The following is a 24,141-nucleotide window of genomic DNA, read 5'->3' as shown; positions in this document are numbered from 1 at the left end:
GTAAAAAAGCAACGCCAAGTGCGGTTGGCGTTGCTCATTACGCACCTTTAGGTGCTGCTGGAATAATGGCCCTTATAGGGCCGTTCTGCAAACCCCACGTTCAACGTGGGGTTATGATTGTAGGCGCGAAACAAGGGAAAAGCAAGATTTGACGGCGGGCGGAAACTCCAGTTTTATGGTATGATAAAAAGGAGAAACCCCAGGGAGGTGACGCGCGTGAAAGAGGACCGGGCCATCCACCGGCGCATTTCGGAATATGCCTGTGCCGAGCCCCAGGCGCTCCGGCGCGATTTTCAGATCACAAGCGAGGGCTACGACCCCTGGCAGGTGGAGGACAGCCGCCGCCGCTGGGGCGCCAACGTGGTGGCGGGCCGCCGGGCGGACACGGTGCTCTACCGGCTGCGGCGGGCCTTTGTGACCCCCTTTTCCGTGATATTGCTGGTGCTGGCCGCCATCTCCTTTGTCACCGATGTGCTGCTGGCCTCCAACTTCAGCCGGAACCTGACCACCGTGTTCATCGTGCTGGGCATGCTGCTCATCAGCGGGGCGGTGCGCTTTGTGCAGGAGCTGCGGGCCAAGCGGGTGGCGGACCACCTCACCGGCATGATCGCCACCCGGGTGCGGGTGCTGCGGGCGGGCCGGTGGACCGAGCTTTGCTCCACCGAGCTGGTGGTGGGCGACCGGGTGCGGCTGGCCGCCGGGGACCGGGTGCCCGCGGACATCCGCCTTATCGAAGCGAAAGACCTGTTCGTCTCCCAGTCGGTGATCACCGGCGAGAGCGGCGTGCTGGAAAAGCGGGCCGTCACCCTGCGCCCCGGCTCCGCAAAGACCGCCGCCGATTACGAGAACGTGGCCTTTCTGGGCTCCACCGTGATGGGCGGTTTTGGCGAGGGCATCGTGCTGGCGGTGGGAGCGGATACGGTCTACGGCGGCTTTTCCGCCGTGGGCGCGGAGCGGAAAAATGGCTTTGACCGGGGCGCGAATTCCATCGCCTGGGTGCTGATCCGCTTTATGGCGGTGCTGATCCCGGTGGTGTTTGCCGCCTGCGGGCTGACCAAGGGCAACTGGCTGTCGGCCTTTCTGTTTGCTTTGTCGGTGGCGGTGGGGCTCACCCCGGAGCTGCTGCCCATGGTGGTGAACGCCTGTCTGGCCAAGGGCTGCGCGGCCATGGGCAAAAAGCAGACGGTGGTCAAGACCATCAACGCCATGCAGGGCTTCGGCAGCATGGACCTGCTCTGTGTGGACAAGACCGGCACTCTCACCGGCGATGTGGTGGCGCTGGAATATTACATGGACGTGCTGGGCAACGAGAGCGGCCGGGTGCTGGAGCTGGCCTATCTGAACAGCCTGTACCACACCGGGGTGCAGAACCATCTGGACGACGCCATCCTTCGCTGCCGGGAAATGCCCGGCCAGCAGGAGCGGTTCGAGGGCCTGGCCCGCCGCTGCCCCAAGCTGGACGAGCTGCCCTTTGATTACGAGCGGCGTCTGGCGGGCGTGCTGGTGGGCGGAAAAGAAAATCTGCTCATCGTGAAGGGCAGTCTGGACGAGGTTTGCCGCCGGTGCAGCCATGTGGAATACAAGGGCCGGCGGCTGCCCATGGGGCCGGACGCCGCCGCCAGCGTGCATGTGGTGGCGGACGAGATGCTGGAGGACGGCATGAAGGTGCTGGCGGTGGCCTGCAAGCCGATGGAGGGCCGCACCGCCCGCCCGGAGGATGTGCAGGAGTTGACCCTGCTGGGCTATCTTGCCTTTTTCGATGCCCCCAAAAAGACCGCCGCGGCTGCGGTGGCCCGGCTGCGGGAGCTGCATGTGGGGGTGCGGGTGCTCACCGGCGACCAGAAAAGCGTGGCGGTGTCCATCTGCAAGCGGCTGGGCATCGACGCGGACCGGGTGCTCACCGGCCCCGAGCTGGAGGCCCTGAACGAGAATGACGCGACCATGTGCATCGAGCGCACGTCGGTGTTCGCCGAGCTTTCGCCCAAGCAGAAGGCGCGGGTGGTGGCGGTGCTGCGGGCCAACGGTCATACGGTGGGCTTTCTGGGCGACGGCATGAACGACCTGCCCGCCATATTGGAATCCGATGTGGGCATCTCGGTGGACACGGCGGCCCAGGCGGTGAAGGAGGGCGCGGACGTGATCCTCTTGAAAAAGGACCTGAACGTGCTGGGCGAGGGCATTCTGGAGGGCCGCAGGGCCTTCTGCAACCTGTCCAAATACATCCGCATCACCGCCTCGTCCAACTTCGGCAACATCGTTTCCATCGTGATCGCCAGCGTGCTGCTGCCTTTCTTCCCCATGACGGCGGTGCAGCTGCTGCTTTTGAATCTGTTGTATGACCTGCTCTGCCTGGCCCTGCCCTGGGACCAGGTGGACCCGGAGGCCTGCGCCCGGCCGCTGGAATGGTCCGGCCGCACGCTGGGCCGGTTCATGCGGTTCTTCGGGCCGTTGAGCTCGATTTTCGACCTGCTCACCTTCGCCTGGCTCTTCTTCGTGCTCTGCCCGGCGGTGTGCGGGGGCGGGTTTTTCCAGCTGGCGGAGGAGGCCCAGCGGCTGCGGTTCATCGCCCTGTTCCAGACCGGCTGGTTCCTGGAATCCATGTGGACCCAGGTGCTGATCCTGCACCTGCTGCGCACCGCGAAGGCGCCGTTTTTGCAGAGCAGGCCCTCCCGGCCGGTGATGCTGGTCACCGGGCTGGGCATCGTGCTGTTCACCGGCCTGACTTTCACGCCGCTGGGGCGGCTGATCGGCCTGACCGCCCTGCCGCCGGTGTATTTTGCTTTTCTGGCGGTTATGGTGGCGCTGTACCTCTTGCTGGTGAGCCTGGCCAAGGGGCTTTACCGGAAAAAATACCGTGAGCTGATCTGAGAAAGGAGGGGGCCGCTGTGAAAAAGAACATCGGGTTCGCCGCGCTGGATCTCTCCCTGGCGGACTGGCTGCGGGAGAAGCTGCGGCTGAACGCCCCCGATACCCCCGCCGCCCGGGAGCTGCTGGAGGGCATTGAGGAGCTGATGAGCGGCCGGGCCGACAGCCTGATGCTGGAGCTGGCCGAGGGCACCCCGGCCGCTGTGCCGGAGGGGGTGATGCACTGCGGCGCGCTCTCCATCGACCAGCGGCTGCGGCAGGTTGTGCGGGACGGGCAGGAGATCGCCCTCACCCCCAAGGAGTTCGACATCCTGTATTTTCTGGCCCGCAACCGGGGCGAGGTGTTCACCAAGGAGCAGATCTATCAGGCGGTGTGGGAGGACGACTACCTGCTGGACGACAGCAACATCATGGCCTTCATCCGCAAGCTGCGCAAAAAGATCGAGCCCAACCCGGACGCGCCGGAGTACATCCTCACCATCTGGGGCGTCGGCTACAAGTTCAGCGACCGGCTCTGAGACGCAGAACAACAAATTGAATAATTCTTACGCAATCGCAAGGAAATCGCAAGGGTTTGCCCATGGGATCTTCCTTGCGATTTTTGTATGATGGAATCAGCGGCCGAGGGGCCGTATCCCAAACAACGAAAGGAGGCGGCGGTATGGATTCCGACGGCAATCCCCGAAGGTACAGAGCATCCCGGGCGGCGGGTCCGAACGCGCCGCGCCCCGTGCTCTGACCGCTTTGTTTTGAACGGCAAGGAGGAATGAGCAATGATCAACAACAAGAAAAACGCGGCGGCCCGGCAGGCTGCCGAAAAAGCACGCATCCGCCAGGAGGTGGACCGCCGCATCCAGGACGCGGCGGCCTGCCCCATCCCGGATGTGCTGCAGGAGCTGAACACCACCCTGCGGGGCCTGAACGAGCAGGCGGTGGCCCGCAGCCGCGCCCGCTACGGCGCGAACCGGGTCACCCATGAAAAGCGGCAGTCGCTGGCAAAGCGGCTGGCCGGGGCCTTCATCAACCCCTTCACCGCCATTCTGTGCTGCCTTGCGCTGGTGTCCATCATGACCGACATGGTCTTCCCGCTGTGCTCGCTGTTCGGCGGCACCCCCGAGGACTTCGACTGCCTGACCGTGGTCATCATCCTCACCATGGTGCTGATCTCCGGAACCCTGCGCTTTGTGCAGGAGTCCCGCAGCGGCAACGCGGCGGAAAAGCTGCTGGCCATGATCACCACCACCTGCACCGTCACCCGGCGGGAGCAGGAGCTGGCCGAGATCCCGCTGGACGAGCTGGTGGTGGGCGACATCGTGCATCTCTCGGCCGGGGACATGATCCCCGCCGACCTGCGCATTCTGGAGGCCAAGGATTTATTCCTCAGCCAGGCCAGCCTCACCGGCGAGAGCGAGCCGGTGGAAAAGACCGCCGCGGTGAGCGAGCCGAAGGAGACCATCACCGACCACACCAACATCGCCTTCATGGGCAGCAGCGTGGTCTCGGGCAGCGCCACGGCGGTGGCGGTCTGCGTGGGCGACAATACCCTGTTCGGCTCCATGGCCAGCGCGGTGGCGGGCGAGGCGGTGGAGACCAGCTTCACCCGTGGGGTGAACGCGGTGTCCTGGGTGCTGATCCGCTTCATGCTGGTGATGGTGCCGCTGGTCTTCTTCATCAACGGGCTGACCAAGGGCGACTGGCTGGATGCCTTCCTCTTCGGCATCTCCATCGCGGTGGGTCTTACCCCCGAGATGCTGCCCATGATCGTGACCACCTGCCTGGCCAAGGGCGCGGTGTCCATGAGCAAGAAAAAGACCATCGTCAAAAACCTGAATTCCATCCAGAACTTCGGCGCCATCGACGTGCTCTGCACTGACAAGACCGGCACCCTCACTCAGGATCAGGTGGTGCTGGAATACCACCGGAACCTGAACGGGGAAGAGGACACCCGGGTGCTGCGCCACGCCTATCTGAACAGCTATTTCCAGACCGGCTACAAAAACCTGATGGACCTGGCGATCATCCGCAAGACCGAGGAGCAGGAGGCTGCCGACCCCCGGCTGCTGGACCTGTCCGAGCATTATGTGAAGGTGGACGAAATTCCCTTCGACTTTGCCCGCCGCCGCCTGACCACCGTGGTGCAGGATAAGACCGGCAAGACCCAGATGGTGACCAAGGGCGCGGTGGAGGAGATGCTGGCGATCTGCAGCCACGCCGAGTGCGACGGCACGGTCCAGCCCCTGACCGAGGAGCTGCGCCGCCGCATTTTGCAGGCGGTGGACGAGATGAACGACAAGGGCTTCCGGGTGCTGGCCATCGCCCAGAAGAGCAGCCCCGCCCCGGCGGGGGCCTTCGGGGTAAAGGACGAGCAGGACATGGTGCTGATGGGTTATCTGGCCTTTTTGGACCCGCCCAAGGAATCCACCGCCGCCGCCCTCCGGGCACTGAAGGACCACGGCGTCACCGCCAAGATCCTCACCGGCGACAACGAAAAGGTCACCCGCACCATCTGCCGCCAGGTGGGGCTTAAAGTTCGGAATATGCTGCTGGGCGCGGATGTGGCCCGCATGAGCGATGCGGAGCTGGCCCGGGCGGCGGAATCCACCGACGTGTTCGCCAAGCTCACCCCGGACCAGAAGGCCCGGGTGGTGGCGGCGCTGCGCTCGAACGGTCACACTGTGGGCTTCATGGGCGACGGCATCAACGACGCGGCCGCCATGAAGGCCGCCGACATCGGCATCTCGGTGGACACCGCCGTGGATGTGGCCAAGGAATCGGCGGATGTGATCCTGCTGGAAAAGGACCTCATGGTGCTGGAGCAGGGCATCATCGAGGGCCGCAAGACCTACGCCAACATGATCAAGTACATCAAGATGACTGCCTCCTCCAACTTCGGCAACATGTTCTCGGTGCTGGCGGCCAGTGCGCTGCTGCCGTTCCTGCCCATGATGAGCGTGCAGCTGATCGTGCTGAACCTGATCTATGATCTCTCCTGCACCGCCATCCCCTGGGACAATGTGGACGAGGAGTTCATCGCCCGCCCCCGCAAGTGGGATGCCTCCAGCGTGGGCAGCTTCATGCTCTGGATCGGGCCCACCAGCTCCATCTTCGACTTCCTCACCTATATCTTCATGTACTTCGTCTTCTGCCCGCTGTTTGTCTCCGGCGGAGTGCTGTACAACGACCTGACCAATCATTTCAGCGGCCCCCAGCTGGCCGGGATGCAGGCGGCCTATCTGGGCATGTTCCAGGCGGGCTGGTTCGTGGAATCCATGTGGAGCCAGACTCTGGTCATCCATATGATCCGCACCCCCAAGCTGCCTTTCCTCCAGAGCCGGGCTTCTGCTCCGCTCACCCTGGTCACTCTGGCGGGCATCACCGCGCTCACCATCATTCCCTTCACCCCGCTGGGAACCCTGCTGGGCTTCGTGGCCCTGCCGCCGCTGTACTTTGCCTTCCTGATCCCCTGCATCCTGCTGTATATGGCGCTGGCCACCAGCCTGAAAAAGGCCTATGTGCGCCACTACGGAGAACTGCTTTGATGTTATGCTGAAAGGAGCGATTACCATGACCCTGACCATGAACTGGGCCGCCGTCTGGACGCGGCTGTTCGGCACCACAACCCTCTGGGGGCTGGATCTGGGCTTCTGGGCGGCGCTGGCCGCCGTGGCACTGATCGTGATCACCATGAACGTGGTGTTCTGGGGCATGAAACCCGCCGCACCCCGGCCCGAGCAAAAGGAAACCGTGTAAATAAAACCGCCCGCCCCGAGGGATTCCGGGGCGGGCGGTTTGATTTTTTTAATCAGGCGTGGGGGTAAAAATCGCTCACGGTGTTGGTCACCAGCCGGAAGGTGAGCTGGGCCATGTGCTGGGGGCTTTCCTCGCAGCCCCGGCTCAGCCAGTCTTTAATCAGGCCCACGCCCCCGGCCACGCAGTAGGCGTAGGTGTATTTCAAATCGTCCATCCGCTCAGGGAAGGCCTGGCGCAGCGCGGCCAGGCTGTAGTGGGAGAGCATCTCCTCAATGCGGTGCAGAAAGGCGATGTCCCCGTGGGGGCCCAGCAGGGCGGCGCAGATCTCCCGGTTTTCGAACAGGATGGCGAAGATGTCCTCAATGAAGGGGAAGCTGTTTTCGTTGAAGGGGCTCACCGGATGGGTGCGGATGGTGTGCAGGATCTCCTCGAACAGCTCGTTCTCCACGCTTTCCAGCATATTGTAAATATCGGTATAGTGCAGATAGAAGGTGGAGCGGTTGATGTCCACCAGGTCCACCAGCTCCTTCACCGTCACCTCGTTCACGCTCTTCTGGGCCATCAGCTGGGCAAGACCGTGGCGCAGCTGGGCTTTTGTGCGGCGGATGCGCCGGTCCGGCTTTTTTTCCATGGGTGCGCTTCCTTTCATTTGTAAAAGATTTGTGACTGTTCAACACAACACGACGCAATGTCTATTAATGGATACTGCGACGCAAACTGTCGGTTGTGTTGTCCTTTTTATCTTAGTATAATTCTCATTGCAGGAAAAAGCAATACTGCGATGAATAAACAACATGGTATTGATTTTCTGAGAGATCGAGGAAAGGAAGCGATTTTTTCGTTCTATGCTGAAAAATGAATGGAAAAAGCTGCTGAGCAACAAGCTGATGCTGGTGGTAGTGGTGGCCATCGTCGCCATTCCCACCATCTACACCACCCTGTTTCTGGGCTCCATGTGGGACCCCTACGGCAGCGTGGAACACCTGCCGGTGGCACTGGTGAATCAGGACCAGCCGGTGGAATACGAGGGCAAGACCCTGGATGTGGGCGCCGAACTGGTGGACAGCCTGCTGGAGGACGCCTCCCTGGACTTCCACCAGGTAAGCGAGGAGGACGCGGCCAAAGGGCTGGCGGCAGGGGATTACTATATGGTAATCACCATTCCGCAGGACTTCTCGGCCAACGCGGCCACCCTCACCGACGATCAGCCCAAGCAGATGGAGCTGAACTACGAGACCAACCCCGGCACCAACTACATCGCCTCCAAGCTGAGCGAGACGGCCATGAAGGAGATTCAGGCCAGCGTGCGGGAAGAGGTGACCAAGACCTACGCCGAGACCATGTTTGACCAGCTCACCGAGGTGGGCGACGGCATGCAGGAGGCGGCGGACGGCGCGGGCGAGATCCGGGACGGCGCAGACAAGCTGGCGGACGGCAATAACACCATCCGGGAGAATTTGCAGCTTCTGGCGGACAGCACCCTTACCTTCCGCAGCGGCAGCGAGACCCTGACCGAGGGCCTTGCCCAGTACACCCAGGGCGTGCAGCAGCTGGCCGACGGCGCGAAGAAGCTGGACGACGGTGCAAAGCAGCTGAAGGACGGCGTGGACCAGCTGGGCGCTTCGGCCCCGGCGCTGGCCCAGGGCGTGAGCGCGCTGAACGACGGCGCATCCCAGCTGGCCCAGGGCACGGCCCAGGCCAAGACCGGCAGTGACACCCTGGCGGGCGGCGCGGCCCAGGTGGATGACAATCTGAAAACCCTGAACGAGGGTCTTGCCCAGCTGCAAAGCCAGACCGAAGCCCTGCCGGATTCCGCCTCGGCGCTGGATTCCGGCGCAGCCCAGGCGCTGGAGGGCGCGAGAGCCCTGCAGCAGGGCGCACAGGGCCTGGCCGCAGGCGCGGACAAGGCCAGCCAGGGCGTGGCGGGTTTGAATCAGGGACTGCAGACCCTGAGCGGCAAGTCCGAGGAACTGAATCAGGGCGCGGCCCAGCTGAAAAACGGACTGGATGCTCTGGCAGCCGCGGCGGGCGGCTCGGATGTGTCCGGCAGCCTGACCGCTCTGGCCGGGCAGCTGGAGCAGGCGGCCCAGGCGGCCGGAGCGGGCGCAGTGGCCCCGCAGGACCCGGCGGCTCTGGCCCAGACCATCGCGGACAATACCGCTGCCGCCCAAAGCGGCGATCTGGATGCAGTGAATGCTCTGATCGCGGCGGCCAATGAGCTGGCCAATGTGGCACAGCAGGATTACAACGACGCAAACGCCGCCAACGCAGCCCGCCAGCAGGCGGCCGATGCCCTCAGCGGCGCGGCCGGTGCGCTGGCCAATGCGGTCGGCGGTTCCGGCTCCGGCGACCTGAGCGCGGCCCTCGGCCAGCTGCAGCAGGGCGCGGCTCAGCTGCAAACCGGCCTGTCCGCCTACACCGCCGGTGTGGACCAGGCGGCTGCGGGCAGCGCGGCCCTGGCGGATGAGACCACCGGCCTGCCCGCTCTGAACGCGGGGGCCCAGCAGCTCTCGGCCGGGTGCGATTCTCTGGTGAACGGCCTTGCCCAGCTGCAGGGCGGCACCAGCCAGCTGGCCCAGCAGGCGCCCCTGCTCACCGGCGGTATCGCCCAGGCGGCCAGCGGCGGCGCGGCTCTGCAGCAGCAGGGAACCGCGGTGCTGCGCCAGGGCGCGGCCCAGCTGAACAGCGGCCTGGATGCTCTGGTCACCGGCAGCGGCAGCCTGAAGGACGGCATGAGCAGTCTGAACGGCCAGCTGCCCGCCCTCACCGACGGCGTGGGCCGTCTGCAGCAGGGCACCAAGGACCTGAAAGACGGCACCACCCAGCTGGTGACCGGCGCGGATACCCTCACCCAGAACAGCCCGGCTTTGAATCAGGGCGCGGCCGCCCTCACCGACGGCGCGGGCCAGATTCAGAGCGGCGCCCAGCAGCTGGCGGACGGCAGCGGCGAGCTGGCCGACGGCATCGACCAGCTGACCGACGGCGCGAATACCCTCCAGACCAGCCTGGCGGACGGCGCGGACGAGATCCGCTCCACCAACACCAGCGACGCGGTGGTGGATATGTTCGCCGCCCCGGTGGTCTCTGAGGAGACTCAGCTGACCCAGGTGCCCAACAACGGGCACGCCATGGCCCCTTACATGATGTCGGTGGCCCTGTGGGTGGGCTGCATCGCCTTCAGCCTGATGTATCCCCTCACCGAGTACGCGGGCAAGCTCAAGAGCGGCACCGCCTGGTGGCTGAGCAAGGCCTCGGTGCTGTATCCAATTGCGCTGCTCCAGGCGCTGGTGATGGTGGGCGCGCTGCACGCCATCAACGGCTTCGAGCCGGGCCGCATGGGCCAGACTCTGCTGGTGGCCTGCGTGGCTTCGCTGACCTTCATGTCGGTGATGTACTTCTTCACCAATCTGCTGGGCAAGGTGGGCAGCTTTTTGATGCTGGTCTTCATGGTGATCCAGCTGGCCGGTTCGGTGGGCACCTACCCGCTGGAGCTCTCCGGCTCCTTCGTGAAGTACCTGCATGACTGGGTGCCCTTCACCTACACCGTTACCGCCTTCCGCCGTGCCATCTGCGCCGGCGAGGACGTGACCGGCTGCCTTGCCTACCTGGCGGTATGGCTGGTGGTCTTCACCCTGCTGACCATCCTGGTGTTCGCGGTGCGCGCAAAGCGCATCAAGGCGGATAAGCCCACCCTGATGGTCTGGCTGGAGGAGCATCACCTGGCCTGACCCAAGTATTAAAAAACTTCCCTTACTCCCCTTGGCCGGTTTTATTCCGGTTTGAGCCCCGCTTCGTGCAAAACGCACGAAGCGGGCTTTTTTTTGCACGAAATGCAAAAAATCAGGGAAGAGTATTGTCAAAATTGATAAAAATATTAAAAAATGGAAAAGATTTTTGCGGGAGAAGCGAATTTTTTTGCTATAAGACAGAAGAATTTTCTATCGTTTTTGCGCCCCAAAGGCGGTAAAATTTACCACAGAGAAAGCATCCTGGGGATGCGAAAACGAACGGCACAAGAACCGAATCCAATCACAGGAGGAAAACGAAAATGAAAAAGAAACTCGCGCTGCTGCTGGCTTCCGTAATGGCCATTGGCATGCTGGCCGGCTGTGGCGGCGCTCCCGCTTCCACCGCTTCCACCGCAACTTCCGGCAGCACCTCCACCGCTGCCTCCACTGAGGGCGGCACTGCTACCGCCACCAGCGACCTGCAGGTGGACGTATTCTACTATGACTTCTCCGATATCTACATCTCCAGCGTGCGCGCCGCCATGGATGAGCAGCTGAAGGCCATGGGCATCGAGCCCAAGAACTGGGATGCCGCCGGCAGCCAGCCCACTCAGACCGACCAGGTCAAGACCGCCATCACCGCCGGTTCCGACCTGCTGATCGTAAACATCGTGGAGACCTCCACCTCCGACCCCGCGAAGGACATCGTGGAATCTGCCCGCGCTGCGGACATCCCCGTGATCTTCTTCAACCGCGAGGTTGCCGACAACGAAGTGATCAACAGCTATGAGAAGTGCGCCTTCGTTGGCACCAACGCTCCCGACGCCGGCCACATGCAGGGCGAGATGATCGGTGAGTACCTGCTGGCCAACTACGACGCAGTTGACCTGAACGGCGACGGCACCATCTCCTACGTTCTGTTCAAGGGCCAGGAGGGTAACGCGGAGGCCGAGGCCCGCACCCAGTACGCTGTGGAAGACGCCAACAAGCTGCTGACCGAGGGCGGCAAGCCCGAGCTGGCCTACTACGATTCCAGCGCGACCACCAAGTACCTGGTTGACACCGCCGGCAAGTGGAGCGCCCAGGCTGCCAACGACTACATGGTTTCCCTGCTGGGCTCCTACAACGAAGGCAACAAGAATATGGTTGAGCTGATCATCTGCAACAACGACGGCATGGCCGAGGGCGCCATCTCCGCTCTGCAGAACGTTGGCTACAACAACGGCGAAGGCACCACCATCATCCCCGTGTTCGGCGTGGACGCCACCGACTCCGCCAAGGCTCTGATCAAGGCCGGCAACATGACCGGTTCCATCAAGCAGGACGCCGTGGGCATGGCTACCACCATCAACACCCTGGTCAAGAACGTGCAGGACGGCGCTGACCTGATGGCCAACACCGACCAGTTCGTGGTTGACTCCGACGTGGATAAGATCCGCGTTCCCTACCAGATGTACGACGGCACCTCCGAGGAATAATTTCTCCCCGATCTTTGTGCCTGGAATGTAATCGGCAAGGCGGGGCTGCCCACTGGCAGCCCCGCTTCGCCCTGACAAAACCACCGCTTCGGGCGCGGCCCGGAAGGCGGGCTGTGGCCGAAACGGTGGTTTGCGACCGCGAGAGGAGGAAAATTATGGACAAGCCGGCCCTGCTGGAGATGCGCGGCATCTGCAAGGAATTCCCCGGCGTAAAGGCGCTGGACAACGTGGACCTGACCGTCCGCCCCGGCACCGTACATGCCCTGATGGGCGAGAACGGCGCGGGCAAATCCACCCTGATGAAATGCCTGTTCGGCATCTATCACCGGGACGCGGGCACCATCAAGCTGGATGGCAAGGAAGTGGACTTCAAGAGCTCCAAGGACGCGCTGGAAAACGGCGTGGCCATGGTGCATCAGGAACTGAACCAGGCTCTGACCCGCAGCGTGCAGGATAACCTGTGGCTGGGCCGCTACCCCAAGGTGGGCGGCATCATGGTGAGCGAGAGCATCATGGCCAAGGAGACCAAAAAGATCTTCGATACCCTGGAGGTCACGGTCAACCCCAAGGCCATCATGTCCACCCTGCCGGTTTCCCAGCGGCAGATGGTGGAGATCGCCAAGGCGGTTTCCTACAACTCCAAGATCATCGTGTTCGACGAGCCCACCTCTTCGCTGACCGAAACGGAAGTGGAGCATCTGTTCCGCATCATCAACATGCTGCGGGACAAGGGCTGCGGCATCATCTACATCTCCCATAAGATGGAGGAGATCCTGCGCATCAGCGACGACGTGACCATCATGCGGGATGGTCAGTGGGTGGCGACCCGCCCCGCCAAGGAGCTGACCATGGACGAGATCATCCGCCTGATGGTGGGCCGCGAGCTGACCAACCGCTTCCCCGAGAAGACCAACAAGCCCGCGGACGTGATCCTGGACGTGCAGCACATCGCGGGCAAATACACCCGCCTGAAGGACGCCACCTTCCAGCTGCGCAAGGGCGAGATTCTGGGCATCGCCGGTCTGGACGGCTCCGGCCGCACCGAGGTGCTGGAAAACCTGTTCGGCGCCATGACCCGTGAGGGCGGCACCATCACCCTGCACGGCAAGCCCATCCGCAACCGCAATCCCAAGGAGGCCATCAAAAACGGCTTCGCGCTGCTCACCGAGGAGCGGCGGGCCACCGGCATCTTCGGCATTCGGGACATCAAGGAAAACACCGTGATCTCCAGCCTGAAGGATTATCTGATGGGCGGCTTCTACTTAAACGACAAGAAGATGAAGGAAAACACCGACTGGGCCATCCAGGCGATGCACATCAAGACCCCCAGCCAGCACACGCAGATTCGCTCGCTGTCCGGCGGCAACCAGCAAAAGGTCATTCTGGGCCGGTGGCTGCTCACCAAGCCTGAGATTCTGCTGCTGGACGAGCCCACCCGCGGCATCGACGTGGGCGCGAAATACGAGATCTACCAGCTGATCATCGACCTGGCCAACGAGGGCAAGGGCGTTATTATGGTCTCGTCGGAAATGCCCGAGCTTCTGGGCGTGTGCGACCGGATTCTGGTCATGTCCGGCGGGCAGGTAGCCGGTGAGGTGGACGCCCGCACCACCACTCAGGAAGAGATCCTGACCCTGGCCGCCAAGTATGTGTAAAGAGGAGGAACCGACCCATGAGTAATTCCACCAAGGAACTTGCGCTGAAAACAAAGTCCATCACCCCCAAGCAGGTGGGCAACGCGCTTTTGAACAACGCCCTCATCATCATCATGCTGCTGGTGGCCGCATACGTGGCCGTGACCCAGCCTTCCTTCCTGGCTCCCAACTCGCTGATCAACCTGCTGTCTCTGACGGCGGCTTATCTGCCCGTTGCGCTGGGCATCGCCGGATGCATCGTGCTCACCGGTACCGACCTGTCCGCCGGCCGTGCGGTGGGTATCACCGCCTGTGTGGCGGCCTCCCTGCTGCAGGCCACCGACGCGGCCAATAAGATGTGGCCCAACATCGGCACCCTGCCCATCCCCCTGGTCATCTTGATCGTTGTGGCCATCGGTGCAGCCATCGGCGCCTTCAACGGCTTCTTCGTGGCCAAGTTCAAGCTGCATCCCTTCATCGTTACCCTGGCTACCCAGCTGATCCTCTACACCATCCTGCTGCTCTACGTCCAGCAGGGCAACAACAAGGGCATGGCCATTTCCGGTCTGTCCGCCGAGTACCGCAACTTCGTTGTGGGCAACCCCCCGCTGCTGAGCTTCGGCAGCATCCAGATCCCCAACTACGTGATCTACGCGGTTCTGCTCACCATCCTCATGTGGTTCATCTGGAACAAGACCACCTTCGGTAAGAACATGTTCGCTCTGGGCGCCAACGAAGAGGCTGCCCGCGTTTCCGGCGTAAACGTATTCGCCACCACCATCGCCGTGTTCGCCCTGGCGGGCGCCATGTACGGCTGGGCTGGTTTTGTTGAGTCCGCCCGTATCGCTTCCAACACCGCCAACACCGGCGTGAACTACGAGCTGGACGCCATCGCGGCCTGCGTTATCGGCGGCGTGTCCTTCGTAGGCGGCATCGGTAAGATCAGCGGCATCGTGATCGGTGTTATCATGCTGCGCCTGATCTTCGTGGCTCTGCCGCTGGTGGGCATGGACCAGAACCTGCAGTACGCCATCAAGGGCGGCATCATCCTGTTCGCCTGCGCACTGGATATGCGGAAATATCTGGTCAAGAAATAATCCTTTTGTGCACACACCGCCGGGCCGCTCCGACCCGGCAGGAAAGGGGCGGCTGTCCGGTAAAACGGGCGGCCGCCCCTTTTCCGTTTGCGGCGGAATTGCGGCTTAAAGCCGGCCCAAATCCTGCCAAATATGATATACTGTTCTAAGAAAGAGAAACGACCTTTGGAGGAAAGAAAATGGACGGATACCGCATCCTTTTGGCGGATGACGAGGAAGAGCTGCGGGCGGGCATCCGCCGCCGCATCGACTGGGCTGCCCTGGGCTTTGTGCTGGCCGGGGAGGCCGCCAACGGTCAGGACGCATTGGAGCTGGCCGAGCAGCTGCGGCCGGACGTGGTGCTCACCGACATCAAAATGCCCTTTATGGACGGACTCACCCTCTGCCGCCGCCTGAAACAGCAGCTGCCCGCGGTGCGGCTGGTGATCTTTTCCGGCTTCGACGAGTTCGACTATGCCCGGCAGGCCATCGGCATGAATGTGTTTGAATACCTGCTCAAGCCCATCACCTCGGCGGAGCTGAGCGACGTGCTGGTGCGGCTGAAACGGGATATGGACGAGGAGCGGGTGCGCCGTCAGGACATGGAAAAGCTGCGCCGCAGCTACGAGGAGAACCTGCCGGTGCTGCGCGGCCAGTTCTACACCCGGCTGCTGAGCGGCCAGCTCAAGTCCGGCCAGATCATGGAGCGGGCCGCCCGCTATGAGATCGAGCTTTCCGGCAAAAGCTGGGTGGCGGCGCGGGTACACGGCAGCAACCTGGGCGACGACCCGGACGAATTGATCCTGCTCTCGCTGCAAAATTTCTTTGCCGAGAACACCGAGCTGCCCGGCTGCCAGCTGCACTGGTGTTTGTACGACGATGACCTGGCGGTGATCGCCGCCTTTGAGGGCGAGGCCGCGGTGTATGACCTGCTGCGGGAGCTGGAGCGGGTGCGGGCCTTGGCCGAGACCCTGCTGGGGCTGCGGCTCACCGTGGGCGCGGGCCTGGCGGTGGAGACCCCGGGCCAGCTGGCCGGGTCCATTCAGGGAGCCAAAAGCGCGCTGGACTACCGGTCCATTCTGGGGCCGGGGCGCACGTTATACATCGGGGACCTGGAGCCCCGGGGCGCGGCGGCGCTGCCCTTCGACGCGGCGGCCGAGCGCCAGCTGGTGAACGCGGTGAAGCTGGGCACCCCGGAAAAGGTGCGCCGGTTCACCCAGGGCTGGCTGAGCCAGGCCAAGAGCGACAGCTCTATGAGCCAGATGCAGTGCTTTTTTCTGGAGCTGGTGGCCTGCCTGATGCGGCTGGCCCGGGAGGCGGAGATCCCCCAGGAGGAGGTGTTCGGCCCGGGCTTCACCGGCGCGGTGCGCATCTCGGATTTCAGCGGCCCGGAGCAGCTGGGCAGCTGGGTGGAGGAGCGCTGTTTGCACCTGCAGGAGCTGCTGCGCCGCCAGCGCAGCTACGCCGCCGCCCGCACAGTGGACAAGGCCCGGGAATTCATCGTCGAGAACTTTTCCAACAGCGATCTCTCGGTGGAAATGCTCTGCGACCATCTGCATCTTTCCCCGGCCTATTTCTCCACCATGTTCAAGCGGGAGACCGGCATGAGCTTTACCGCCTATGTGACCAAGGTGCGCATGGAGGCCGCCGCCGAGCGGCTGCGCGCCAGCGAGGAAAAGACCTATCTGATCGCCGAACAGACCGGCTATCTGGACCCGAACTATTTCAGCTACGTGTTCAAGCGGTACTTCGGCACCAGCCCCTCCAAGTACCGGGCCGAGAGCCAGCAGGGGCAGTAATCCAAACGAAAAGGGGGGCAGCCTATGCTGCTGCGGGCGCTTCGGGAGCTGCGGGGCCGGTTCTCCCGCTCCTACGAACGAATGAGTATCCAGCGGGTGATCTCGCTTACCTTCACGGCAGTGGCGGTGGCGGGTGCACTGTTCATCGGTCTTTCCATCACCCTGCGGTATTCGTCGGTGAACCAGAAGATGCAGGCCCAGGCCAGCCAGCAGGTGCTGGCCCAGGTGAACCTCTCGCTGGACAACCACCTGCGCCGGATCATGCGGGTGTCGGACACGGTGTACTACCGCCTTTTGAAAAACGCCGACCTGGCCGAGGGTCTTCCCACCCAGAGCCTGTCGCTGCTGTATGAGGAAAACCGGGATTCCCTGGTCTCCATCGCGGTATTCGACTCCAAGGGCCGGCTGGTCACGGCGGCCCCGCTTTCCGAGCTGAAGACCGGGGCAGACCCGGCGGGGCAGGGCTGGTTTTCCACTGCGCTGGGCCAGATCGAGAACATCCACTTTTCCACGCCCCACGTGCAGGACCTGTTCCAGACCGCGGACGGCAGCTACCATTGGGTGATCTCGCTGAGCCGTCAGGTGGAATTGACCCGGGGCGGCGCCAGCGAGAGCGGCGTACTGCTGGTGGACATGAGCTTTTCCGGGGTGGAGCAGATCTGCCGCAACGCCAGCATCGGCATGGACGGCTACCTCTACATCGTGGACGCAAACGGGGAACTGATCTATCATCCCCGCCAGCAGCTGATCTACGCGGGCCTCGATCAGGAGAACAACCGGGAGGCCGCCTCCCTCAGCGACGGCACCCACTGGGAGAACTTCCAGGGCCAGCGGCGGCAGGTGACGGTGAAGACCGTGGGCTACACCGGCTGGAAGCTGGTGGGCGTGACCCCGGTGCAGGGGCTGGCGGTGACCACCGCCCAGTTCGTGCTGTTCGTGGCCTCGGTGCTGCTCTTCTCCATCTTTTTGCTGGTGTTCGTGAACGGACGGCTTTCCGCCCACATCGCCGAGCCCATCCGCCGCCTGGAGCAGGCGGTGCGCCAGACCGGCCGGGGCGGCGAGATGCCCCAGGTGCCCGAGGAGGGCTGCTACGAGGTACGCAGGCTGGAGCACTCCATCCGGTCCATGGTGTCCACCATGCGTCACCTGATGGACGACGTGATCCAGCAGGAGGAGGACAAGCGCCGCAGCGAGCTGGAGGTGCTGCAGTCCCAGATCAACCCGCACTTCCTCTACAATACGCTGGACTCGGTGATCTGGCTCACCGAGAGCGGCCGATACGAGGATTCCATCCGCATGGTCACGGCGTTGGGGCGGCTGTTCCGCATCTCGCTGAGCCGGGGCAAGCGGGTGATCCCGCTGGAGAGCGAGCTGGACCACGCGGGCTACTACATGACCATCCAGCGCATTCGCTACAAGAACAAATTCACCTTTGAGATCATTCGGGAGACCGACACCGCCGGCCTTTACTGTCTGAAGCTCATCATCCAGCCCCTTCTGGAAAACGCCATCTACCACGGCATGGCTGCCGAGGACGACGACGGCCGCATCACCGTGCGCCTCTGGCGGGAAGGGGAGGATATTTACATTGACGTGACCGACAACGGCCTGGGCATGCCGCCGGAGGTGGCGGCCAGCCTGCTGGACGAGAGCCGCCCCCTGCCCGCCAAGGGCTCGGGCATCGGAGTGCGCAACGTGCACCGGCGCATCCAGCTGGCCTATGGGCCCCAGTACGGGCTGGAATTCCACAGTGAGCCGGACGAGGGCACCACCGCCCGCATCCATCTTCCGGTGCTTACCCAGCCGGAAGAGGGCACAGGGAAGGAGGCAGGGCGATGAAGCAGAAAGGATACCAGGCCTGGCAGATGGTGGTGCTGGGCCTGCTGGCCGCCGCCATGGTGGTGAGCCTGATGATCCCCGAGTCGCTGCTCACCCCGCCCGGCCCCAAACGGGTGGAAATTTCCATCCTGCTGCGCCAGGGTGACAGCGAGGTCTTTTCCACCGCCCGGCAGGGCATGGAGCAGGCCGCCGAGGACCTGGGCGCCGAGCTGCGCTTTCTGACTCTGGAGGCCGAGGACGACGGAATCAGCCAGGTGGAGCTGCTGCGCCGCCAGGCGGAAATGGACGTGGACGCGGCGGTGGTCATCCCGGCGGACTGCACCGCACTGGAACAGCTGCTGGACGACTGGCAGGGCCTGCCGGTGGTCACGCTGGAATCCCAGGTGGCGGGCGCGCAGGCCTTTGTGGGCATCGACGACGAGGCGGTGGGCCGGATGCTGGCCCAGCAGGTGGCCGGGAGCTGCCCGGCTTCCGGCCGGGTACTGCTGGCGGATGCCTTCCCCGGCTGCGCGGGCCCGTTCCGGCGGCTGGAAAGCGCGAAACAGACACTCAAGACGGCGGGCTTTGCCCCCGAGGTGTGCAGTGAACTCACCGTCGAGGCGCTGGAGGGCGCAGCCGCGGTGCTCTGCTTTGAACCGGTGAGTCTGGAGCAGGCCGCCGCGCTGGCGGCCCAGTGCGAAGCTGCGCCGCTGGTGTACGGGGCAGGGGTGTCCGCATCGGTGGTGGCCTCGCTGGAGACCGGCGGCATTGCGGCGGCAATCGCCTGGAGCGATTACGCGGCGGGCTATCTGGCAGTGAGCCAGGCAGCGGCAGCCGCCCGGGGCGAGCAGGCGGAAAGCCAGACCCTCCCCGTGACCCTGGTGAAGGAAGGAGAAACCTATGACAAGGATCATCAAAAGCTGCTCTACCCGGTCTTTTCGTAAAGGGCTGAAAGCGCTGAGCCTGCTGCTGGCGGCGGCGCTGCTGGCGGCCTGCGGCAGCGGCCGGGCGGCGGAGCCACGCACCCTGCGGGTGGGCGTGGCGGTGTATCTGCAGTCCGACACCTTCATCAGCACACTGGTGAAGGAGCTGGAAAAGCTGGCCCAGGCCCGGGAAAGCACGGACGGCATGAAGATCAATCTGAACGTGGTGGACGGCCGGGGCTCCCAGCTTACCCAGACCGAGCAGATCGACCGGCTCATCGCGCTGGACTACGACGTGCTGTGTGTGAACATCGTGGACCGCACCAGCACCGCCCAGCTGATCGACAAGGCCAAGGAGGCGGACATTCCGGTGATCTTCTTCAACCGGGAGCCGGTGGCCGAGGACCTGCACCGCTGGGAAAAGGTGTATTACGTGGGAGCCAAGGCGGAGGAATCCGGCGTACTGCAGGGGCAGATCCTACTGGACCGCTGGCTCAACGCCGACCCGCCGGTGGACAAAAACGGCGACGGGGTGATGCAATACGTGATGCTGGAGGGCGAGCCCGGTCACCAGGACGCCATGCTGCGCACCGAGTACGCGGTGCAGACCCTCACCGGCGCGGGTGTGACGGTGGAAAAGCTGGCGGGCGACACCGCCAATTGGGACCGCAGCCAGGCCGCCGCCCGGATGAGCAGCTGGCTGGAGCAGTTTGGCAGCGCCATCGAGGTGGTGATCTCCAACAACGACGACATGGCCCTGGGCGCCATCGACGCCTGCCAGGACCTGGGCCTGACCGAAGCCGAGATGCCGGTGGTGGTGGGGGTGGACGCCACCGCCCCGGCGCTGGAAGCGGTGCGGGAAGGCACTCTATGCGGCACGGTGCGCAACGATGCGGCGGGCATCGCCGAGAGCATGCTGGATCTGGCCCTGACGCTGGAAAACGGCGAGGACCCGGCGGACAGCCTGAACCTGACCGACGGCAAATACATCTGGCTGCCCTATCAGCGGGTGACCCTGCGGGAGCTGGAGGCGGGCAGCGGCAAGGTTTGAACGATTCGCCCAAAGTATGGAATTTTGTATCTTGTTTTCAAAAGGATATAGGAATCGCAAAAAGAATTCGTTATAATTTAAGCAAGAAAACGGGTTCGTGAAAATATTGCAAAGAAAGGACTTTTGTTGCATGAAAATCTCGACAAGACCCTTCGGCCTCACCCGGAGCGGCGAGGAAGTGCACTGCATCCGCCTGGAGCACGACAGCGGCATTGTGGCGGAAGTTCTGAGCTACGGGGCCACGCTGCGGGCTCTGTGGGTCCCCACCGCCTCCGGTCCGGTGCAGGTGTGCGCCGGTTACGAGACCCTGGAGGAGTACGAGGCGGGCACCTGCTACTTAGGCTGCGTGGTGGGCCGCTGCGCGGGCCGCATCGACGGCGGCCGCTTCACCCTGAACGGGGTGGAGTACCAGCTGCCCCAGAACCAGAACGGCAACCACCTGCACGGCGGCGTGGAAGGCTTCGACCGCAAGGTCTGGAATGTGCAGATGCTGCCCAGAAACCGGGGCGTGCGTTTTTTCCGCCGGTCCGAGGCCGGGGAAGAGGGCTACCCCGGCGCGGTGGAGGTGAGTGCCACCTATCTGTTTGAGGAGGACGGCGCACTGACCCTGCGTCTGGACGCGCTGGCCGAGGACGACACCATCCTGTCCCTGACCCATCACGGCTACTGGAACCTGGCAGGGGAGGGCAGCGTGGGCGGCCACTTGTTCACCACCCCGGCGGACCGGTTCGCCGCCATCCGTCCGGACGGCGTGCCCACCGGTGAGCTGATCCCGGTGGAGGGTACCCCCTTCGATTTCACCCAGCCTGCCACGCTGGAAAGCCGCTGGGATCAGGACCATCCCCAGCTGGCGGCTGGCAGCGGCTTTGACCATACCTTCCTGGCCCCGGGCACAGGGCTGCGGCCGGTGTGCCGCCTGGAATGCCCCGCAAACGGCCTGAGCCTGGAGGTAAGCGCCACCACCCCGGGCATCCATCTGTACACCGGCAACTTCCTGGAGCCGGTACGCCGCGGCGCGGCCGCACTGGAAGCCCAGTTCATCCCGGACGCGCCCAATCACCACCAGTTCCCCTCGGTGGAACTGCCCAAGGGCAAGCGCTGGGAACATCAGATCCAATACCGCTTCGGCTGCCAGGCCTGAGCGCGTTGAACACCACAGGAGGAAGATACAATGCAGAACATGGAAAACTTTTTGCAGGCAGTGCGCGGGGGCGAATACGACGAGCGCCTGCGCCGGTTGTATGTATTCCACGACACAAGCGAGGAGCTGGAAGCGGCCCGCGCCAAGGTGTGCCATGTGATCGAGGGCTTTGAGCAGGCCTTCCCCGGCGTGGACTGCACCGGCGCCGCGGTGTTCAGCGGCCCGGGCCGCACCGAGATCGGCGGCAACCACACCGACCACCAGCACGGCTGCGTGCTGTGCGGCAGCGTGAACATGGACATCCTGGCCTGCGCGGTGCCCACCGGCGACAATTTCGTGAAGGTGGTCAGCGAGGGCTATCCCGCTCTGACCATCGACCTGAACGACCTGGCCATCCATGCGGACGAGACCAACACCTCCGCCGCCCTGATTCGCGGCGTGGCCCACGGCGTGACCAAGGAGGGCTTTGCCCCCAAAGGCTTCTGCGCCTATGTGACCAGCACCGTGCCCGGCGGCTCCGGCCTGTCCAGCTCGGCGGCCTATGAGATCCTCTTGGGCAACATCTTCAACCGGTTCTGCTGCGAAGGCAAGCTGGACGCGGTGAAGCTGGCCCAGATCGGCCAGTACGCCGAACGGGAGTACTTCGGCAAGCCCTGCGGCCTGATGGACCAGGCAGCCAGCTCCATCGGCGGCGTGGTGGCCATCGACTTTAACGACCCCAGCCAGCCGGTGATCCGCAAGGTGGACTACGACCTGGCCCGCTCCGGCTACCAGCTGTGCATCATCGACACCCGCTCCTGCCATGCGGACCTGACTGACGATTACGCCGCCATCACCCGCGAGATGGGTGCGGTGGCCGCCTTCTTCGGCAAGCAGGTGCTGCGTCAGGTGGACGAGGCCGAGTTCTACGCCGCCATTCCCGCGGTGCGGGAAAAGGCAGGCGACCGTGCGGTGCTGCGCGCCATGCATTTCTTTGATGAAAACCGCCGCGCCCAGGCCCAGGCAAAGGCTCTGGACGAGGGCGATATGGAGGGCTTCCTGGCCCTGATCCGCGAGTCCGGCCGGTCCTCGGCGGAGCTGCTGCAGAACATCTGGTCGGTGGCCGAGCCAGCCCAGCAGGCGGTGACCCTGTCCCTGGCGCTGGCCGAGAAGGCCCTGGGGGGCCGCGGCGCGGTGCGTGTGCACGGCGGCGGCTTTGCGGGCACCATTCAGGCCTTTGTGCCCCAGGAAAAGCTGGAAAGCTTTGTGAACACGATGGAAGCGGTGCTGGGCGCGGGCGCATGCCACCCGGTATCGGTGCGGCCGGAGGGCGGCTGCATGGTTATGAGCAGCGAGAAGGAGTGATTGAAGGATGACGGTGGAACAGGCCATTGCCAGCCTGGTGGAGTATGGGCTGGAAAAACAACTGATCGAACCTTGTGAAGCGATTTGGGCGAACAACGGGCTGCTGGCCACCCTGCGGCTGGACACTCTGGAGGAGGCCGAGCCGGTCAAGGGTGTGCCCCTGGCGGAGATTCTGGGCGTTCTGCTGGACGACGCGGCCAGCCGCGGCGTGATCGACGGCGAGTCCATCACCCAGCGGGATATTCTGGACACCGCCCTGATGGCGGTGCTCACCCCCCGCCCGAGCCAGGTGATCCGCAGCTTTGAGGAAAAGTATGCGGCAAGCCCGGCCGCGGCCACCGACTGGTACTATCAGTTCTCGCAGGACACCAACTACATCCGCACCGACCGGATCGCCAAGGACCTGCACTGGACCACCGACACCGAATACGGCGCGCTGGACATCACCATCAACCTGTCCAAGCCGGAAAAGGACCCCAAGGCCATCGCGCTGGCCAAGACCCTGCCCCAGAGCGGCTACCCAAAGTGCCAGCTCTGCGCCGAGAACGAGGGCTATGCGGGCCGGATGGATCACCCCGCCCGGGGCAACCACCGGATGATCCCCATGACCGTCTGCGGCGAAAAGTGGATGCTGCAATACTCCCCCTATGTGTACTACAACGAGCACTGCATCGTGCTGAACGCGGCCCATGTGCCCATGAAGATCGACCGCAGCTGCTTTGATAAGCTGCTGGATATCGTGACCCGGTTCCCCCACTACTTTGTGGGCTCCAACGCGGACCTGCCCATCGTGGGCGGCTCCATTCTGTCCCACGAGCACTTCCAGGGCGGGCGCTGCCTGTTCCCCATGGAGGCCGCACCCGTGGAGCAGGAGGTCACCTTCCCCGGCTTTGAGGACGTGAAGACCGGCATCGTGAAGTGGCCCATGTCGGTGCTGCGTCTCACCGGCCCGGATAAGGACCGCATCGCCCAGCTGGCCGAGAAGATTCTGGCGGCCTGGCGCGGCTACACCGATGAGTCGGCCTTTGTCTTCGCCGAGACCGACGGCGTGCCCCACAACACCATCACCCCCATCGCCCGCCGCCGCGGCGCGGACTACGAGATGGATCTGGTGCTGCGCAACAACATTACCACCGACGAGTGCCCCCTGGGCGTGTTCCATCCCCACACCGAGCTCCATCACATCAAGAAGGAGAACATCGGCCTGATCGAGGTGATGGGCCGGGCGGTGCTGCCCGCCCGCCTGAAGGAGGAGCTGGCCCTGGTGGCTGAGATGCTGGAGACCGGCGCGGACCTGACCGCCGACGAGCGCACCGCAAAGCACGCCGAGTGGGCCGAGGACATCCGCCGCCGCCATGGCGCCTTCGCCAAGGGTGAGGCCTGGCCGGTGGTGCAGAAGGAGACCGGTCTGGTCTTCTCCAAGGTGCTGGAGCACGCAGGCGTCTTCAAGCGGGACGAAGCGGGCCGCGCGGCCTTCCTGCGGTTCGTGGCCAGCCTGGGCTGACTAGCTGTGCGCCTTTGACGCAATCGAAAA

Annotated in this window: 16 protein-coding genes; 15 read left to right on the top strand and 1 reads right to left on the bottom strand. The window is 63.8% G+C overall.

From position 1 onward, the window contains the following. Positions 1 to 216 precede the first annotated feature (216 nt). The 4 genes from mgtA (B5G03_RS11020) to B5G03_RS11005 all read left to right on the top strand — a co-directional run bounded on the left by mgtA (B5G03_RS11020) (position 217) and on the right by B5G03_RS11005 (position 6,615). A complete protein-coding gene (gene mgtA, locus B5G03_RS11020; protein ID WP_343286899.1) occupies positions 217 to 2,868 on the top strand; it encodes a magnesium-translocating P-type ATPase in 2,652 nt (883 codons plus the stop codon). A gap of 17 nt (positions 2,869 to 2,885) precedes the next feature. Next, entirely contained in the window at positions 2,886 to 3,383 is a 498-nt protein-coding gene (locus B5G03_RS11015; RefSeq protein ID WP_087181747.1) for a winged helix-turn-helix domain-containing protein, read from the top strand. Positions 3,384 to 3,641: 258 nt separating this feature from the next. After that, positions 3,642 to 6,404, top strand: coding sequence for a magnesium-translocating P-type ATPase (gene mgtA / locus B5G03_RS11010; RefSeq protein WP_087181755.1), 2,763 nt, complete (start codon positions 3,642 to 3,644; stop codon positions 6,402 to 6,404). 25 nt (positions 6,405 to 6,429) lie between these two features. Next, on the top strand, positions 6,430 to 6,615 hold the full coding sequence (locus tag B5G03_RS11005) for a hypothetical protein (protein ID WP_140401679.1): 186 nt from the start codon (positions 6,430 to 6,432) through the stop codon (positions 6,613 to 6,615). Between the two features lie 52 nt (positions 6,616 to 6,667). Here the strand turns inward: B5G03_RS11005 and B5G03_RS11000 are convergent, their stop codons facing one another. Continuing rightward, positions 6,668 to 7,246, bottom strand: a complete 579-nt coding sequence (locus B5G03_RS11000) for a TetR/AcrR family transcriptional regulator (protein ID WP_087181746.1) — start codon at positions 7,244 to 7,246, stop codon at positions 6,668 to 6,670. A gap of 214 nt (positions 7,247 to 7,460) precedes the next feature. Between B5G03_RS11000 and B5G03_RS10995 the strand changes: the two genes are divergently transcribed. From B5G03_RS10995 to galT, 11 genes are all read left to right on the top strand, one after another. Further along, entirely contained in the window at positions 7,461 to 10,343 is a 2,883-nt protein-coding gene (locus B5G03_RS10995) for a YhgE/Pip domain-containing protein (protein ID WP_087181745.1), read from the top strand. Positions 10,344 to 10,663: 320 nt separating this feature from the next. Further along, entirely contained in the window at positions 10,664 to 11,821 is a 1,158-nt protein-coding gene (locus tag B5G03_RS10990) for a galactose ABC transporter substrate-binding protein (RefSeq protein ID WP_087181744.1), read from the top strand. Positions 11,822 to 11,973: 152 nt separating this feature from the next. Beyond that, the gene (locus B5G03_RS10985) at positions 11,974 to 13,476 is read left to right on the top strand and encodes a sugar ABC transporter ATP-binding protein (RefSeq protein ID WP_481808414.1); all 1,503 of its coding nucleotides are present in this window, start codon (positions 11,974 to 11,976) and stop codon (positions 13,474 to 13,476) included. Between the two features lie 17 nt (positions 13,477 to 13,493). Next, positions 13,494 to 14,552 (top strand): galactose/methyl galactoside ABC transporter permease MglC, encoded by a 1,059-nt coding sequence (locus B5G03_RS10980; RefSeq protein ID WP_087181742.1) that lies wholly within the window; start codon positions 13,494 to 13,496, stop codon positions 14,550 to 14,552. A 179-nt stretch (positions 14,553 to 14,731) separates the two neighbouring features. Then, positions 14,732 to 16,330, top strand: a complete 1,599-nt coding sequence (locus tag B5G03_RS10975; protein WP_087181741.1) for a response regulator — start codon at positions 14,732 to 14,734, stop codon at positions 16,328 to 16,330. 24 nt (positions 16,331 to 16,354) lie between these two features. Continuing rightward, positions 16,355 to 18,169, top strand: a complete 1,815-nt coding sequence (locus B5G03_RS10970; protein WP_087181740.1) for a sensor histidine kinase — start codon at positions 16,355 to 16,357, stop codon at positions 18,167 to 18,169. After that, entirely contained in the window at positions 18,166 to 19,092 is a 927-nt protein-coding gene (locus tag B5G03_RS10965; RefSeq protein ID WP_087181739.1) for a sugar ABC transporter substrate-binding protein, read from the top strand. The genes B5G03_RS10970 and B5G03_RS10965 overlap by 4 nt, the downstream gene beginning before the upstream one ends. Continuing rightward, on the top strand, positions 19,049 to 20,122 hold the full coding sequence (locus B5G03_RS10960; protein ID WP_087181738.1) for a galactose ABC transporter substrate-binding protein: 1,074 nt from the start codon (positions 19,049 to 19,051) through the stop codon (positions 20,120 to 20,122). Before B5G03_RS10965 ends, B5G03_RS10960 begins: the two co-directional genes overlap by 44 nt. A gap of 130 nt (positions 20,123 to 20,252) precedes the next feature. Then, positions 20,253 to 21,263, top strand: a complete 1,011-nt coding sequence (locus tag B5G03_RS10955) for an aldose epimerase family protein (RefSeq protein WP_087181737.1) — start codon at positions 20,253 to 20,255, stop codon at positions 21,261 to 21,263. 30 nt (positions 21,264 to 21,293) lie between these two features. Continuing rightward, the gene (locus tag B5G03_RS10950; RefSeq protein ID WP_087181736.1) at positions 21,294 to 22,607 is read left to right on the top strand and encodes a galactokinase; all 1,314 of its coding nucleotides are present in this window, start codon (positions 21,294 to 21,296) and stop codon (positions 22,605 to 22,607) included. Between the two features lie 7 nt (positions 22,608 to 22,614). Next, a complete protein-coding gene (gene galT, locus B5G03_RS10945; protein ID WP_087181735.1) occupies positions 22,615 to 24,111 on the top strand; it encodes a UDP-glucose--hexose-1-phosphate uridylyltransferase in 1,497 nt (498 codons plus the stop codon). Positions 24,112 to 24,141 lie beyond the last annotated feature (30 nt).

Source organism: Gemmiger sp. An50, assembly GCF_002161595.1.
Lineage (GTDB): Bacteria > Bacillota > Clostridia > Oscillospirales > Ruminococcaceae > Allofournierella.
This window is presented reverse-complemented; position numbering and strand designations above follow the sequence as displayed.

Excerpts from the sequence above, each read along its gene's own strand:
- B5G03_RS11005 (WP_140401679.1), top strand. The coding sequence starts at position 6,430 with ATGACCCTGACCATGAACTGGGCCGCCGTCTGGACGCGGCTGTTCGGC.
- B5G03_RS11000 (WP_087181746.1), bottom strand. The coding sequence starts at position 7,246 with ATGGAAAAAAAGCCGGACCGGCGCATCCGCCGCACAAAAGCCCAGCTG.
- B5G03_RS10995 (WP_087181745.1), top strand. The coding sequence starts at position 7,461 with ATGCTGAAAAATGAATGGAAAAAGCTGCTGAGCAACAAGCTGATGCTG.
- B5G03_RS10990 (WP_087181744.1), top strand. The coding sequence starts at position 10,664 with ATGAAAAAGAAACTCGCGCTGCTGCTGGCTTCCGTAATGGCCATTGGC.
- B5G03_RS10980 (WP_087181742.1), top strand. The coding sequence starts at position 13,494 with ATGAGTAATTCCACCAAGGAACTTGCGCTGAAAACAAAGTCCATCACC.
- B5G03_RS10975 (WP_087181741.1), top strand. The coding sequence starts at position 14,732 with ATGGACGGATACCGCATCCTTTTGGCGGATGACGAGGAAGAGCTGCGG.
- B5G03_RS10970 (WP_087181740.1), top strand. The coding sequence starts at position 16,355 with ATGCTGCTGCGGGCGCTTCGGGAGCTGCGGGGCCGGTTCTCCCGCTCC.
- B5G03_RS10965 (WP_087181739.1), top strand. The coding sequence starts at position 18,166 with ATGAAGCAGAAAGGATACCAGGCCTGGCAGATGGTGGTGCTGGGCCTG.
- B5G03_RS10960 (WP_087181738.1), top strand. The coding sequence starts at position 19,049 with ATGACAAGGATCATCAAAAGCTGCTCTACCCGGTCTTTTCGTAAAGGG.
- B5G03_RS10955 (WP_087181737.1), top strand. The coding sequence starts at position 20,253 with ATGAAAATCTCGACAAGACCCTTCGGCCTCACCCGGAGCGGCGAGGAA.
- B5G03_RS10950 (WP_087181736.1), top strand. The coding sequence starts at position 21,294 with ATGCAGAACATGGAAAACTTTTTGCAGGCAGTGCGCGGGGGCGAATAC.
- galT (WP_087181735.1), top strand. The coding sequence starts at position 22,615 with ATGACGGTGGAACAGGCCATTGCCAGCCTGGTGGAGTATGGGCTGGAA.